Genomic DNA, 14422 nt, shown 5'->3' with positions numbered 1-14422 from the left:
ATGAAGAAAACAAGCCTTTGCGCAGTAGTTCTGCTGGCCTTAAGCGCGCAAGCCATGGCTGGCAGCACCAGTCTGGACGTGACCTTCACCGCCACGCTGCGTGAAACGACCTGCGATATGGCCATTGAAGGCGGAACGGGTGATGGTCAAAAAAACACCATTCCGATTGGTGCCGCAGGTAAAACGTCGCTGGCTGATATTAGCAGCGGAGCAGATACAGCGAGCACCACATTCAAGCTGAAAATCATTGAATGTCCATCCAGCCTTGCAGGATTGAAAACCACCATTGCGGGCAGCCAGTCCGCCAATATGGTTACAGCGATTGCAAACACAGCGTCTGTAACACCTGCTGCCAACATGGGGGTTTCTATTGCTCGCGTCTCTGCACCAACAGCACCGTTTACCATCAACTCAACAGTAGATGCAGAACGTCTGGTATGGACAGGAGGAGAGATCAGCGGCCAGGAAGTTCCCCTGATAGCGCGTCTGGTTGAAACAAAAGCAGGCGAGGCAACAACCGGCAGCTTCAGTGCAATTGCCACATTTAACTTTGAATATCAATAAGCGGAAGGAAACGCGACAATGAACAAAAAATCTTCCACTCTGATTGCGCTGGCCGTTTCCACCGGTCTGTTTAGCGTTGCAGCAAGTGCAATCACCGGCACCACAAACGTGCAGGCGACGTTTACCTCTACCATTGAAGCCGGTACCTGTTCGGCACAAATCCAGAATGCTGGCGGTCAGCCGATCAGCACCCTGGCCTTTGGCGATGTCTTCAAGTCAGACCTTGTTGCCCAGACCCGCAGCGAGCCGTTTAAAATTGCCTTCAGCGGTTGCGCTGGTGTGAAATCGGCAACCATAACCGCGACGCCAGGTACAGGGGGAGGATGTTCCGGCGGAAATGCGGATGGCGATTCTTTCGCTGCCGGTCACTCCACTGGCTTTGAAGTCTGGAAAGGTAATGTAGATAACGGCACGTTGATGATCTGTGATAACGCCAGAAGGATGCCTCAGACGGTTACAATCAGCAGTTCAACGACGAATGTTGATATGACGGCTCGAATCGTCCTGGCCAAGGGCAAAACTATCAGCCAGGTAACGCCAGGTGAAGCCAGCGCACCCGTTACTTTTCTCGTGACCTATCAGTAATTAAGTACAGGGGCAGTACCGCGATGACCAAAATAACGAACAATCATGTCCTGGGAAGTCTCCTGGTGATAGCAGGACTCATGAGCGTAAGCTGGTCTGCCCCATGTCTGTCTGAAGAGACAGGCATGGACATTACGCTCAGTGCCAATATCATTGAAACCACCTGTCAGGTGTCGATTCCCGAGGATGGACAAGTCCATCTGCCAACGGTGGGCAAAAGCTGGTTTTACAACACAGATGGAAGTTCACGTCTGCAGCCAACAGATGCGGATTCCGGCACGGCATTCACGGTAAAAATTGACAGCTGTCTGGGTGCCGGAACCAGTGTGAATACCCTTAACTTCAGCTTTCAACCTCAGAGCAAGCAGTTTCCTGCCGGCAGCCGGCAGGTATTCATCAACGAAACCAGCCCTGCCGAAGGCGGCGCTGGCAACACCGGTATTGTTATCTTTTCAAAAGAGCTCAATACCAACGTGCTGAATTCTGATGGCAGTTCCAGCGTCGCGCTAACTGCCAAATCAGAGTGGGCAACAGAATATGATTTCTATGCCCGTTTGCAAAATACCGGTCCGGTAACCGCAGGGACAGTGGCCAGCCGAGTCGTCGTGAATGCGACATATAATTAAATGGAACAGGCAAAGTTATCACTATGAAATTAAATGGATTTTCAGCAAAAGCAATCCTGATAAAAATCGCTGTTATAGCCTTGCTGTTGGTACAGGGCTATGCGAGGGCCGAATGTCACTTTGGCGCGCGTGGCGAGGGAGGCTCATCCACTATCGTGAATACAATAGCCGGTTCACCAGTCTACTTTAGTCCTGTACCCCAGGGACAATTCCCCAGTGGTGGGTATGAAATAGGCGGCCCTTACAATGCCAGCCTCACCCCTGCACTATGGTCTGACTGTGACAGTGGTAATGATGGCGATCAGATGTCTAACATCGTCTATGATGCCATTGGTGGTGTAGACGGTGATATGTGGCCAACCAATGTTACGGGTATTTACTACGCGGTCAGGATCTACTCTGATAATAACCCGGGTTCCTATTTTCAGGCCACAATGAATGGCCAATGGCAAGATTTGCCCGTGCACGCTGGCGCGGCAAGTCACGACTGGAAAGCACAAATTAAGCTGATTCAAACCAGCGAGTATCTCGGTAACCCTACGGGCATAACCATGATTACACCTAAGGAAGCGAAAAGAATCGGCGGCATGTCAATTGGTGGCCATACAGACTCGGATAACCAACCCTGGTGGTTTGATGTCACTCCCGCAACGTTCAGTATCCCTATTGCTGCGTCAACGTGCCAAACGGCCGTCGTTAACAACGGTACAAATAATGTCGATTTCGGTGAAATCATGTTTTCAACAATGAGAGACGGGTACTACCCATCTCAGACTTTTAATTTACAGCTCAGGGGCTGTAATAATGTAGTCGCAATAAATTATCGGGTTTCATCTTCCAAAGTCACAGGTACTACCCCTGGACAGATCTTGATAAATACATTGTCAGGTCCAGATGTCGCTGCCGGGATTGGCGTATCTATTGCTCAGAAATTTTCTGCAAACCCAAGCGGTCATGGCGAACCCTTTATCAATGACCCAAACTATATTTACGTGCCGTTACCCGAAGTCGGCTCTAGTGCCAGTAACGATCTTCCTTTCCAGGCATCGTTAAGAAAAGACGGAGCAGAGCTTAGACCTGGTAACTTTGTTGCCCTCGCTACCTTTACGATTAATTATCTGTAAACTACCCCTGCGGCTGATTGCTGATCAGCCGCGACATCGTCTCCAGCGAATCCGTTCTTAAGATATACAGGCGCTTCAGTAAGAACGGATTATCCCCCGGCTTGACCTTCCCGCGTACCGTCGTCACCGCCAGATGAAACCCGGCGTCATTCGCGGCTTTAATCGCCTTATCGTCGTAGCCGCCGAACGGATACGAGAGGTAAAGCACGTGCGGGTTAAACTGCGCCAGGTCCCTGCGCGAGCGCTTAAAATCAAACAAAATATTGTGATAGCTGCGGCTCAGTAGAATGGGCTGATGGTTGTCGTCGACGCGGTGCAGGAAGTGCGTGTGGGACTGATAGTCGAACACGTCATGCATCTGCTCCAGCTCCGACACGCTCATAAACTGCAGGGATTTCGGCGCCCATTTTTGCGGGTGGCGCTTGATGCGCGAGGAGATAATAAACTCCGTCGCCTTAAAGCCATACGCTTTGAGGATCGGGTAAGCATAGCGGTTAACGGACTTCAGGCCGTCGTCGAAGGTGATCACCACCGATTTCGCCGGCAGGTTCATTTTGTTACGCACGTATCCTTCCAGCTGGTACATCGTCAGGGTGGTATAGCCCTGGTCGCGCAGCCAGGTCATCTGGTTACTGAACGCCCGCACGCTGGTGGTCGTGGAGGTATGGCGGAAGCGGGTGTTCTCCTCGTCGCGCAAAATATGGTGGTAGGTAATGACCGGAATGCCATTATCTTCCTGCGCGTCCAGGCTGCTGATCCACGCCAGGCGGTTGCCGATGCGGATCTGGAACCAGGTCTGATTGAGGCGATCTTTGAGTTTATTCAGGATCGGATAGCGAAGATTAGCGCTTAAGGTGCCGAAGGGTGCGCTACCGTTGTTCGGGGCATTATAAACGGGCGTGTCTTTCCACGTTATCAGGTTTTGATTGCTCAGCGGTTTATTCAGATCTCCCAGCCCATCCTCGACGCGCTGTTTACCCTGCACCGGCTCCAGATGTCCCTTGTCGATAAAGCCCGTGCCAAATCCGAAGCGAAATTCATAGTAGTCCGCCGCCGCAGGCACCACCGCGAGGATCTGCCCTGCCCGCACGTTGCCGACGTTAATAACGCTGTTGCCGACCTGCGCCCAAATCGCCGCATCTTCGGTGGTTTGCATATATTGGGCAGGCAGTCTTTGCTGACTTAATAAACTGGCAGAAGAAGTGCCGGACACGAACATCAATAACAGGAAAACAATACGCGTGAACATGAGGGTCTTATTCGAAGCGGAAATACTTATGCCATTGTAGCAAAAGCGACATCAATACCAACGTTTAATTCTTATACAGATCATGGAGCAGGACGAAAGGAGGATTTTTTTGCTGCTGATGCCACAAGCTGCTGACGTCCGGTGTACCCTGCGCGACGATAGCGTTTCGGAACCCGGCGCTGGTTAACGTTTCACGTTGCGGATACATCGCTTCAAGTAATGGAAGGCTGATGCCCGAGATCACCTCACAGCAATCATGCTTATGGCTCAGCAAAGCGGCTGCGCGGTAAGGCGCCGCGCCCGATTTATCGGTCAAAAAAATCACGCCATCACCGGTGTCCGTTTCATGCAGGGCATCGCACATCATGCGACTCAGCATATTGGTGCTCAACCCGCGCCAGTAATTTACCGCCCGGCACTGTGCCAGCGGGCCAAATCTGGCTTCAAGCTTGTCCAGCATGTCCTGCGCCCGTTCATCGTGGCAGGTGATAACCCATCCCAGCATAACTCTCTCCTTAGCAGGCAAGTAGTTTAGCGGAGTGAAGGTTAGCTTTCGGTGATAACTGTCAAAGAAAGTGCCCGGCAAACAGAATGTCGCCGGGCAAAAGATTAGCTGCGCAGACCGCGTCCGCGCTGGATCAGATACCAGCACAGCAGGTAGAAGGCGATGATGAACACCACCAGCACCGCCACCGTGGTAAACAGCGGCACGTCAGTGATACCGAGGAAGCCAAAGCGGAAACCGCTGATCATGTAGACAATCGGGTTCAGGTGCGACAGCGCCTGCCAGAACGGCGGCAGCAGCGTCAGGGAGTAGAACACCCCGCCGAGATAGGTTAGCGGCGTCAGCACGAAGGTCGGGATCAGGCTGATATCGTCAAACGTTTTGGCGAATACGGCGTTCAGCAGACCGGCCAGCGAGAACAGGATCGCCGTCAGGAGCAGCGTCAGCGCCACAAACAGCCACGAGTGCACCTGGAACGGCACGAAGAACAGCGAAATCGCCGTGACCAGGATCCCCACGCACAGCCCGCGCGCCACGCCGCCGCCGACATAGCCGGCGATAATAACGTGCGTCGGTACCGGCGCGACCAGCAGCTCTTCGATGTTGCGCTGGAACTTGGCGCTGAAGAATGACGACGCCACGTTGGCATAGGCGTTGGTGATCACCGCCATCATAATCAGGCCCGGCACGATAAACTGCATATAGGTAAAGCCGTGCATCTCACCAATCCGGGAACCTATCAGGTTACCGAAAATAATGAAGTACAGAGTCATCGTAATGACTGGCGGCACCAGGGTTTGCACCCAGATGCGCATGAAGCGGTTAATCTCTTTCGCCCAGATACTTTTCAGCGCGACCCAGTAAAGATGCGTCATGCCTTGTCTCCTTGTTTATCCTGCACCAGAGAGACAAACAGCTCTTCCAGTCGATTCGCTTTGTTACGCATGCTTAAGACCTGAATACCCTGCGCGCTCAGCTGCGAGAACACGCTGTTAATCCCCTGCTCGCGCAGCACTTCCACTTCCAGCGTCGAGGTATCCACCAGACGATAGTTATAACCTTCAAGTTTTGGCAGCGCGCTTTTAGCCGCCAGATCGAGAATGAAGGTTTCTGATTTCAGCTTGGAGAGCAGGTTCTTCATCGAGGTGTTTTCCACCAGCTCGCCGTGCTGAATGATGCCGATGTTGCGGCACAGCATTTCAGCCTCTTCAAGGTAGTGGGTGGTCAGAATAATGGTGGTGCCTTTGTCGTTGAGATCCTTGAGGAAGCCCCACATGGAACGACGCAGTTCAATATCGACGCCCGCCGTCGGCTCATCAAGGATCAGCAGCTTTGGCTCGTGCATCAGCGCGCGGGCAATCATCAGGCGGCGCTTCATCCCGCCGGACAACATCCGCGCACGTTCGTTACGCTTTTCCCACAGATCGAGCTGCTTGAGGTATTTTTCGCTCCGCTCCAGGGCCTCTTTACGCTCGACGCCGTAATAACCCGCCTGGTTAACAACGATCTGCTGCACCGTCTCAAACGGGTTGAAGTTGAACTCCTGCGGCACCAGACCCAGCTGGCGCTTGGCGTTCACCACATCTTTTTGCAGGTCGTAACCAAAGACGCTCACCCGGCCGGAGGTTTTATTGACCAGCGAACTGATGATCCCAATGGTGGTCGATTTCCCCGCCCCGTTCGGCCCCAGAAGCGCATAAAAATCACCGGCCTCTACTTTTAGATCTATTCCGCGCAGCGCCTGAACGCCGCCCGGATAGGTTTTTTTAAGCTGCTCAAGCTCCAGTGCAATTGCCATGAAATTAACTTACCTTCCGTTCTGACACACGTTGTGTGGTTTCATTAAAAGTCGGGTTACCCTATAGTAGCGCAACGCAATTACTCGGTTACAGGTCGCTAACCTCCATGAACAACATAGATACACTCATCAGCAACAATGCACTATGGTCAAAAATGCTGGTGGAGGAAGACCCCGGATTTTTTGGAAAACTCGCGCAGGCGCAAAACCCACGCTTTCTCTGGATTGGATGCTCCGACAGCCGCGTACCGGCGGAGCGCCTGACCGGCCTCGAGCCCGGCGAACTGTTTGTTCACCGCAACGTTGCCAACCTGGTGATTCACACCGATCTCAACTGTCTTTCTGTTGTTCAGTATGCCGTTGACGTTCTGCAAGTCGAGCACATCATCATTTGCGGCCACTACGGCTGCGGCGGCGTGCAGGCGGCGGTTGAAAACACGGAACTGGGGCTCATTGATAACTGGCTGCTGCACATCCGCGATATCTGGTTCAAACATAGCTCACTGCTGGGCGAAATGCCGCAGGAGCGTCGCATGGATACCCTGTGCGAACTCAACGTGATGGAGCAGGTGTATAACCTGGGCCACTCAACGATCATGCAATCGGCGTGGAAACGCGGGCAGAAGGTCTCGATCCACGGCTGGGCGTACGGCATTCACGACGGTCTGCTGCGCAATCTGGAAGTGACCGCCACCAACCGGGAAACGCTGGAGCAGCGTTACCGTTCGGGAATTGCCAACCTTCAGCTTAAGCATGTGAACCATAAATAAAGCCGGGGATTTTCTCCCTCTCCCTGTGGGAGAGGGCCGGGGTGAGGGCATCAGCCCGCAATTACTCGTCCAGCAATACCACTTTCCCAACATACGGCAGATGGCGATAGCGCTGCGCGTAGTCAATGCCGTAACCGACGACGAACTCGTCCGGGATAGAGAAACCGACAAACTCTACCGGCACCTGCACTTCACGGCGGTCAGGCTTATCCAGCAGGGTGCAAATCGCCAGCGATTTTGGCTCACGCAGGCTCAGGATCTCGCGCACTTTTGACAGCGTGTTGCCGGAGTCGATGATATCCTCAACGATCAACACATCTTTGCCACGAATATCTTCATCCAGATCTTTCAGGATTTTCACATCACGGGTGGTGGACATGCCGCTGCCGTAGCTGGAGGCGGTCATAAAATCGACCTCATGGGGCACATGCACTTCACGGCACAGGTCCGCCATGAACATGAAAGAGCCGCGCAACAGACCGACCAGCACCATTTCACTGCCGCTGTCCTTGTAATGTTCGGTGATTTGACGACCCAGTTCGGCGATACGCGCTTTGATCTCGGCTTCCGGGATCATCACTTCAACAGTATGTTTCATATTACTAACCAAATGATTTTGATGAAAATCTCTCAATACGGATGAGTTAATATCCAGCACTGATACGCAAGCCAGCCATTATATCAGCAAATGGATAACCCTGGCGTATGAGTTATAAAAAGCAAATATTGTGATTCCGATCACACTTGTTAATACCTATAATTAGTTGCTAGCAAATTATTAACAAAAACTGACGAGTACACTTTCTATGGCTGAAACAAACTCTAAACAGCCGCGTCTACTGGTAACATTAACAGCGGCGTTCGCAGCCTTCTGCGCGCTGTATCTGTTAATCGGTGGCGTCTGGCTGGTCGCGATCGGCGGCTCCTGGTACTACCCGATTGCGGGCCTGGTTATGCTTGGCGTAACCGTCCTGCTCTGGCGTAGAAAACAATCTGCACTGTGGCTGTATGCCGCACTCCTTCTTGCCACCATGATCTGGGGCGTCTGGGAAGTCGGCTTTGACTTCTGGGCGCTGACGCCGCGCAGCGACATCCTGGTCTTCTTCGGTATCTGGCTGATCCTGCCGTTCGTGTGGCGTCGCCTGATTGTGCCTTCCAGCGGTGCTGTGGCGGGCCTGGTTGTTGCCCTGCTGATTACCGGCGGCATTCTGACCTGGGCCGGTTTTAACGACCCGCAGGAGATCAACGGTACGCTGAACGCAGAATCGACGCCTGCGGCGGCTATCTCGCAGGTGGCGGACGGCGACTGGCCTGCCTATGGTCGTAATCAGGAAGGTCAACGCTACTCTCCGCTGAAGCAGATCAACGCGGACAACGTTAAGAACCTGAAAGAAGCCTGGGTATTCCGTACCGGCGACCTGAAGATGCCGAACGATCCGGGCGAGCTGACCAACGAAGTGACGCCAATTAAAGTCGGCGATATGCTTTATCTGTGTACGGCGCACCAGCGTCTGTTCGCGCTCGACGCGGCCACCGGTAAAGAGAAATGGCACTTCGATCCGCAGCTGAACTCCAACCCGTCCTTCCAGCACGTCACCTGCCGTGGCGTCTCATACCACGAGGCGCGCGCCGACAATGCGAGCCCGGAAGTGGTAGCCGACTGTCCGCGCCGCATCATGCTGCCGGTCAACGATGGCCGTCTGTTCGCCATCAATGCCGAAACGGGCAAGCTGTGCGAAACCTTTGCCAACAAAGGTATCCTGAATCTGCAGACCAACATGCCGGACACCACGCCGGGTCTGTATGAGCCAACTTCGCCGCCGATCATCACCGATAAAACCATCGTGATTGCCGGTTCGGTAACGGATAACTTCTCCACGCGCGAAACCTCCGGCGTTATCCGCGGTTTCGACGTGAATACCGGTAAACTGCTGTGGGCCTTCGACCCGGGTGCGAAAGATCCGAATGCGATCCCGTCGGACGAGCACACCTTTACCTTTAACTCGCCAAACTCCTGGGCCCCGGCTGCGTATGACGCGAAGCTGGACCTGGTCTACCTGCCGATGGGCGTTACTACGCCAGATATCTGGGGCGGTAACCGCACGCCGGAGCAGGAACGTTATGCCAGCGCTATCGTGGCGCTGAACGCGACCACCGGTAAGCTGGCGTGGAGCTATCAGACAGTACACCACGATCTGTGGGATATGGATATGCCGTCCCAGCCGACGCTGGCGGACATTACCGTTGACGGCAAAACCGTTCCGGTGATTTACGCCCCGGCCAAGACCGGCAACATCTTCGTTCTGGATCGCAGCAACGGCAAGCTGGTTGTGCCGGCACCGGAAAAACCGGTTCCGCAGGGTGCGGCGAAAGGCGATTACGTCAGCAAAACCCAGCCGTTCTCTGACCTGAGCTTCCGTCCGAAGAAAGACCTCAGCGGGGCAGACATGTGGGGTGCCACCATGTTTGACCAGCTGGTGTGCCGCGTGATGTTCCATCAGCTGCGCTATGAAGGCATCTTCACGCCGCCTTCTGAGCAGGGCACGCTGGTCTTCCCGGGTAACCTGGGGATGTTCGAGTGGGGCGGGATCTCCGTTGACCCGAACCGTCAGGTCGCGATTGCCAACCCAATGGCGCTGCCGTTCGTTTCCCGTCTGATCCCACGCGGTCCGGGCAACCCAATGGAGCAGCCGAAAGACGCGAAAGGCAGCGGTACCGAAGCCGGTATTCAGCCGCAGTATGGCGTACCGTTCGGCGTAACGCTGAACCCGTTCCTGTCGCCGTTTGGCCTGCCGTGTAAACAGCCTGCCTGGGGTTATATCTCCGGCCTGGATCTGAAAACCAATCAGATCGTGTGGAAAAAACGTATTGGTACCCCGCAGGACAGCATGCCGTTCCCGATGCCGGTTCCGGTGCCGTTTAATATGGGTATGCCGATGCTGGGTGGCCCAATTTCCACCGCCGGTAACGTGCTGTTCATCGCGGCAACCGCAGATAACTACCTGCGCGCGTACAACATGACCAACGGTGAAAAACTGTGGCAAGGCCGTCTGCCGGCTGGCGGACAGGCTACGCCGATGACCTATGAAGTAAATGGCAAGCAGTACGTTGTCATCTCTGCAGGTGGTCACGGTTCGTTTGGCACGAAGATGGGCGACTATATCGTCGCGTATGCGCTGCCTGATGAAAGTAAGTAACTGAAAAGCCGGGTGGCGGCTACGCCTTACCCGGCCTACGGAAAAATGCAAAACGGCAACTTCGGTTGCCGTTTTTGTGTTTGTTCCCTCTCCCGGTGGGAGAGGGTCAGGGTGAGGGCATCAGGCCGCACCTGCGACCATCCGGCTTTTTTATACGGTAAAGCCGAGCATCATCCCCGTATCTTCATGCTCCAGCAGATGGCAGTGCGCCATATAGGCAAACTCCTTCGGCGCGTCGTGGTCAAACTTCGCCAGCACCTCGCTGACGCCGCCTTCCACTCTCACCGTATCTTTCCAGCCCGCGCGATGCGCATCCGGCGCTTTGCCGTTCTCAGAAAGAATGCGGAACTGGGTACCGTGGATATGGAACGGATGCAGCATCATGTCCCCTTCACCTGAAATCACCCAGCGCTCAAACTGCCCTTTTGTCGCTGCAAACATCGGCGTGTTCATGTCGAACGCTTTACCGTTGATCATATTGGCGTTATGGAAATCAAAGCCATGGTCGCCGTGCTCCATGTTCCCCATGCCGCCCATTTTGCCGTGGTCCATATTCATATGACCCATCATCTGCCCGTGATGCATCCCCGCCATCGCCTTATCGCCATATTTCGCCATCAGCGCCTGCATGCCCATCATATCGAGCATCGGGTTCATGGAGAGCTGCAGCTTACGCTGCGTAAGCCCATCAAGCGACGGGAGTGCTGGCAGAGTGGTTAACAAATCAGGCAGCGTGCCGGAAGCGGTCACCAGTAACGGCTGAATACGCAGCACCGGATGCGGCTTATCAAACGGTGCGACCGCCATCCCCATCTGGCTAACCGGCAGGGTCACAAGATCAAACGCTTTGCCGTCGCTGATATCCACCAGCACCTCAAAGCGCTCCCCCATCAGCATCGGCAGTTCGCTCACTTTCACCGGCTCCGGCAGCAGGCCGCCGTCGCTGGCGACCACATACAGAGGACGCTTATCGCTGGTGGCGAAGTTGAGTGAACGCGCGTTACAGCCATTGAGCAGACGCAGGCGCAGCCAGCCTTTGGGTGCGGCGTGCTGAGGATAAATGGCGCCGTTGGTCAACAGCGTGTCGCCAAACCAGCCTACCGCCGCGCTCATCACGTCCAGCTGGTAGTCAATTTGCCCGTCCGCGGTGAATTTCTTGTCCTGCACAATCACCGGCACGTCGTCGATGCCCCACTGTTTCGGCAGGCGCAGCAGACGGCTTTCGTCGTCTTCAATCAGCACCAGCCCCGCTAGCCCCATCGCCACCTGATGGCCCGTTTTGCCATGCTGATGCGGATGGAACCAGCAGGTTGCCGCGCGCTGGTCGGGCGTAAAGGTGACGCTGCGCGTGCCGCCCGCTTTGATGACGCCCTGCGGCCCGCCGTCTACCTCGCCCGGCACTTCCAGCCCGTGCCAGTGCAGCGTCGTCTCTTCGGCAAGCGTGTTGTGGATATCCACCGTCACCGCTTTCCCTTTGCGCAGCTGTAGCGCCGGGCCGAGCAGATTGCCGTTATAGCCCCAGGTCGTCGCGTTGTGCGCACCGAACAGCGTGTTGCCGGACTGAACAACAAGCTTGATACGGCTACGGGCATCCGCGGTCAGCAAGTCAGGGATGGGTAAGGCAGGCCTGTCAGCCGCGAAAACCGCGCGGCTCCAGAGAGGCAATGCGCTGGCAGCACCCAGCGCCACGGAATATTTTAAAAAATCACGACGTTGCATGTTCATTTCCTTATTTCCAGCAGGCGATCTTTTGAGCATAAACCCTCCCCTTACCGGAAGGTCAAGTCAAGCGGCAATAATAAAGATCGTCGCACTGGCATCAAGTATGCTAACGTTAATTTTCCGTGAAGAAGTGGTAGAAGCAATGAAGACGTTTTTCAGGACAATTTTGTTCGGTAGCCTGATGGCAATGTGTGCGAACAGCTATGCGCTAAGTGAAAATGAAGCGGAAGATATGGCCGATTTAACGGCGGTTTTTGTATTCCTGAAAAATGATTGTGGCTACCAGAATTTACCCAACGGGCAAATTCGCCGCGCGCTGGTCTTTTTTGCCCAGCAGAACCAGTGGGATCTCAGCAACTACGACAGCTTCGACATGAAGGCGCTCGGTGAAGACAGCTACCGCGACCTAAGCGGTATTGGTATTCCCACTGCCAAAAAATGCAAAGCGCTGGCTCGCGACTCACTCAGCCTGCTCGCCTACGTCAAATAACCTTCCCGAAGCCCCCTGTTGAACCTCTGACCGTGCAACCGCGGTTAGAGTTAGCTATCATGTTTCGCTCATTTTTGTGAGCGTAACGGATGTTTACACAGGAGGAGTTCGCTATGGCCGACCACACGTTGTGGCATGAAACCTTGCATGACCAGTTTGGTCAGTACTTTGCCGTTGATAACGTGCTCTATCATGAGAAAACCGATCACCAGGATCTGATCATCTTCGAGAATGCTGCCTTTGGCCGCGTGATGGCGCTGGACGGCGTCGTGCAAACCACCGAGCGAGATGAGTTTATCTATCATGAGATGATGACCCACGTCCCGCTGCTGGCGCACGGCCACGCGAAGCATGTCCTGATTATCGGCGGTGGCGACGGCGCAATGCTGCGTGAAGTTTCCCGCCATCGTTCCATTGAAACCATCACCATGGTGGAAATCGATGCGGGCGTCGTCTCTTTCTGCCGCCAGTACCTGCCCAACCACAATGCCGGCAGCTACGACGATCCGCGCTTTAGCCTGGTGATTGACGACGGCGTTAACTTCGTTAACCAGACCTCGCAGACCTTTGACGTGATCATCTCAGACTGCACCGACCCTATCGGCCCCGGCGCGTCGCTGTTTACCTCCTCCTTCTACGAGGGCTGCAAGCGCTGCCTGACCCCGGGCGGGATCTTCGTCGCCCAAAATGGCGTCTGCTTCCTGCAGCAGGATGAAGCGCTGGATAGCCATCGTAAGCTCAGCACCTATTTCGATGATGTCAGCTTCTATCAGGCGGCAATTCCAACCTACTACGGCGGGATCATGACCTTTGCCTGGGCGACGGATAACGACGTATTACGTCATCTTTCCACCGAAATTATTCAGGCCCGCTTCCATCAGGCCGGTCTTCAGTGCCGATATTACAATCCGGCTATTCATACCGCAGCGTTTGCTCTGCCGCAGTACCTGCAAGACGCATTATCCACTAAGGGGGTGAGCTAATTGAAAAAGCTTAAACTGCATGGCTTTAACAACCTGACGAAAAGCCTGAGTTTTTGTATTTACGATATCTGCTATGCCAAAACAGCGGAAGAACGCGATGGTTACATCGCCTATATCGACGAACTCTACAACGCCAACCGTCTGACCGAGATCCTGTCAGAAACCTGTTCCATTATCGGCGCCAACATCCTGAACATCGCCCGACAGGATTATGAACCCCAGGGCGCCAGCGTGACCATCCTGGTCAGCGAAGAGCCGGTCGATCCTAAGCTTATCGACAAAACGGAACATCCGGGCCCGCTGCCGGAAGTGGTTGTTGCCCACCTGGATAAAAGCCATATCTGCGTCCATACCTACCCGGAGAGTCACCCGGAAGGTGGGCTGTGTACGTTCCGCGCCGACATTGAAGTGTCGACCTGCGGCGTGATTTCCCCGCTGAACGCGCTGAACTATCTCATCCATCAGCTGGAATCAGATATCGTCACGATTGATTACCGCGTGCGCGGTTTTACCCGTGACGTCAACGGCATGAAGCACTTCATCGACCACGAGATCAACTCTATTCAGAACTTTATGTCCGAGGACATGAAATCACTGTATGACATGATGGACGTGAACGTGTATCAGGAAAACATCTTCCATACCAAGATGTTACTTAAGGAATTCGACCTTAAGCACTATATGTTCCACACGAAGCCGGAAGATTTGAGCGAAGAAGAGCGTAAGGCGATTACCGACCTGCTCTGGAAAGAGATGCGCGAGATTTACTACGGCCGTAATATTCCGGCCGTGTAAGTGTTGCCCGGAGC

Annotated in this window: 15 protein-coding genes; 9 read left to right on the top strand and 6 right to left on the bottom strand. The window is 54.3% G+C overall.

What is annotated here, in order from left to right; genetic code table 11:
* From GXP72_RS03905 to GXP72_RS03890, 4 genes are read left to right on the top strand one after another with little or no spacing between them, the layout of a single operon-like run.
* Positions 1-564, top strand: coding sequence for a fimbrial protein (locus GXP72_RS03905; RefSeq protein WP_231103404.1), 564 nt, complete (start codon positions 1-3; stop codon positions 562-564).
* 18 nt (positions 565-582) lie between these two features.
* The gene (locus GXP72_RS03900; RefSeq protein ID WP_048990222.1) at positions 583-1149 is read left to right on the top strand and encodes a fimbrial protein; all 567 of its coding nucleotides are present in this window, start codon (positions 583-585) and stop codon (positions 1147-1149) included.
* A gap of 23 nt (positions 1150-1172) precedes the next feature.
* Entirely contained in the window at positions 1173-1775 is a 603-nt protein-coding gene (locus GXP72_RS03895) for a fimbrial-like protein (RefSeq protein WP_073961633.1), read from the top strand.
* A gap of 23 nt (positions 1776-1798) precedes the next feature.
* Positions 1799-2899 carry a fimbrial protein gene (locus GXP72_RS03890; protein ID WP_048990218.1) on the top strand — a complete coding sequence of 367 codons (1101 nt, stop codon included), beginning with the start codon at positions 1799-1801 and terminating at the stop codon, positions 2897-2899.
* 1 nt (position 2900) lies between these two features.
* Here the strand turns inward: GXP72_RS03890 and GXP72_RS03885 are convergent, their stop codons facing one another.
* The 4 genes from GXP72_RS03885 to GXP72_RS03870 all read right to left on the bottom strand — a co-directional run bounded on the left by GXP72_RS03885 (position 2901) and on the right by GXP72_RS03870 (position 6451).
* A complete protein-coding gene (locus GXP72_RS03885) occupies positions 2901-4148 on the bottom strand; it encodes a polysaccharide deacetylase family protein (protein ID WP_090419023.1) in 1248 nt (415 codons plus the stop codon).
* A 64-nt stretch (positions 4149-4212) separates the two neighbouring features.
* A complete protein-coding gene (locus GXP72_RS03880) occupies positions 4213-4653 on the bottom strand; it encodes a PTS sugar transporter subunit IIA (protein ID WP_024907487.1) in 441 nt (146 codons plus the stop codon).
* A 104-nt stretch (positions 4654-4757) separates the two neighbouring features.
* Entirely contained in the window at positions 4758-5528 is a 771-nt protein-coding gene (locus GXP72_RS03875) for an ABC transporter permease (protein ID WP_023334536.1), read from the bottom strand.
* Positions 5525-6451: an ABC transporter ATP-binding protein gene (locus GXP72_RS03870; RefSeq protein WP_047071003.1), complete on the bottom strand. Its 927-nt coding sequence runs from the start codon at positions 6449-6451 to the stop codon at positions 5525-5527. Before GXP72_RS03870 ends, GXP72_RS03875 begins: the two co-directional genes overlap by 4 nt.
* A 107-nt stretch (positions 6452-6558) precedes the next feature.
* Between GXP72_RS03870 and can the strand changes: the two genes are divergently transcribed.
* Positions 6559-7221, top strand: a complete 663-nt coding sequence (gene can, locus GXP72_RS03865) for a carbonate dehydratase (RefSeq protein ID WP_008501947.1) — start codon at positions 6559-6561, stop codon at positions 7219-7221.
* Positions 7222-7282: 61 nt separating this feature from the next.
* Here the strand turns inward: can and hpt are convergent, their stop codons facing one another.
* A complete protein-coding gene (hpt, locus tag GXP72_RS03860; protein ID WP_008501948.1) occupies positions 7283-7819 on the bottom strand; it encodes a hypoxanthine phosphoribosyltransferase in 537 nt (178 codons plus the stop codon).
* A 208-nt stretch (positions 7820-8027) separates the two neighbouring features.
* Here hpt and GXP72_RS03855 point away from each other — a divergent pair, with 208 nt between their 5' ends.
* Positions 8028-10418 carry a glucose/quinate/shikimate family membrane-bound PQQ-dependent dehydrogenase gene (locus GXP72_RS03855; RefSeq protein WP_090419026.1) on the top strand — a complete coding sequence of 797 codons (2391 nt, stop codon included), beginning with the start codon at positions 8028-8030 and terminating at the stop codon, positions 10416-10418.
* A gap of 150 nt (positions 10419-10568) precedes the next feature.
* Here the strand turns inward: GXP72_RS03855 and cueO are convergent, their stop codons facing one another.
* Positions 10569-12137 (bottom strand): multicopper oxidase CueO, encoded by a 1569-nt coding sequence (gene cueO / locus GXP72_RS03850; RefSeq protein ID WP_208763511.1) that lies wholly within the window; start codon positions 12135-12137, stop codon positions 10569-10571.
* A gap of 145 nt (positions 12138-12282) precedes the next feature.
* Between cueO and GXP72_RS03845 the strand changes: the two genes are divergently transcribed.
* From GXP72_RS03845 to speD, 3 genes are all read left to right on the top strand, one after another.
* Positions 12283-12630: a YacC family pilotin-like protein gene (locus tag GXP72_RS03845; RefSeq protein ID WP_014882582.1), complete on the top strand. Its 348-nt coding sequence runs from the start codon at positions 12283-12285 to the stop codon at positions 12628-12630.
* Positions 12631-12743: 113 nt separating this feature from the next.
* The gene (gene speE, locus GXP72_RS03840) at positions 12744-13613 is read left to right on the top strand and encodes a polyamine aminopropyltransferase (protein ID WP_208763510.1); all 870 of its coding nucleotides are present in this window, start codon (positions 12744-12746) and stop codon (positions 13611-13613) included.
* On the top strand, positions 13614-14408 hold the full coding sequence (gene speD, locus GXP72_RS03835) for an adenosylmethionine decarboxylase (protein ID WP_008501953.1): 795 nt from the start codon (positions 13614-13616) through the stop codon (positions 14406-14408).
* The last annotated feature ends 14 nt before the right edge of the window (positions 14409-14422 follow it).

It is taken from the genome of Enterobacter sp. SES19 (genome assembly GCF_011765665.1).
GTDB lineage: Bacteria > Pseudomonadota > Gammaproteobacteria > Enterobacterales > Enterobacteriaceae > Enterobacter > Enterobacter pseudoroggenkampii.
Note: the sequence above shows the minus strand (reverse complement) of the source record. Positions and strands in the feature narration are given on the sequence as shown.

Coding starts and splice junctions, on each gene's coding strand:
- cueO (WP_208763511.1), bottom strand. CDS start 12,137: ATGCAACGTCGTGATTTTTTAAAATATTCCGTGGCGCTGGGTGCTGCC.
- GXP72_RS03875 (WP_023334536.1), bottom strand. CDS start 5,528: ATGACGCATCTTTACTGGGTCGCGCTGAAAAGTATCTGGGCGAAAGAG.
- GXP72_RS03880 (WP_024907487.1), bottom strand. CDS start 4,653: ATGCTGGGATGGGTTATCACCTGCCACGATGAACGGGCGCAGGACATG.
- GXP72_RS03870 (WP_047071003.1), bottom strand. CDS start 6,451: ATGGCAATTGCACTGGAGCTTGAGCAGCTTAAAAAAACCTATCCGGGC.
- hpt (WP_008501948.1), bottom strand. CDS start 7,819: ATGAAACATACTGTTGAAGTGATGATCCCGGAAGCCGAGATCAAAGCG.
- GXP72_RS03845 (WP_014882582.1), top strand. CDS start 12,283: ATGAAGACGTTTTTCAGGACAATTTTGTTCGGTAGCCTGATGGCAATG.
- speE (WP_208763510.1), top strand. CDS start 12,744: ATGGCCGACCACACGTTGTGGCATGAAACCTTGCATGACCAGTTTGGT.
- GXP72_RS03890 (WP_048990218.1), top strand. CDS start 1,799: ATGAAATTAAATGGATTTTCAGCAAAAGCAATCCTGATAAAAATCGCT.
- GXP72_RS03885 (WP_090419023.1), bottom strand. CDS start 4,148: ATGTTCACGCGTATTGTTTTCCTGTTATTGATGTTCGTGTCCGGCACT.
- GXP72_RS03895 (WP_073961633.1), top strand. CDS start 1,173: ATGACCAAAATAACGAACAATCATGTCCTGGGAAGTCTCCTGGTGATA.
- GXP72_RS03855 (WP_090419026.1), top strand. CDS start 8,028: ATGGCTGAAACAAACTCTAAACAGCCGCGTCTACTGGTAACATTAACA.
- GXP72_RS03900 (WP_048990222.1), top strand. CDS start 583: ATGAACAAAAAATCTTCCACTCTGATTGCGCTGGCCGTTTCCACCGGT.
- GXP72_RS03905 (WP_231103404.1), top strand. CDS start 1: ATGAAGAAAACAAGCCTTTGCGCAGTAGTTCTGCTGGCCTTAAGCGCG.
- can (WP_008501947.1), top strand. CDS start 6,559: ATGAACAACATAGATACACTCATCAGCAACAATGCACTATGGTCAAAA.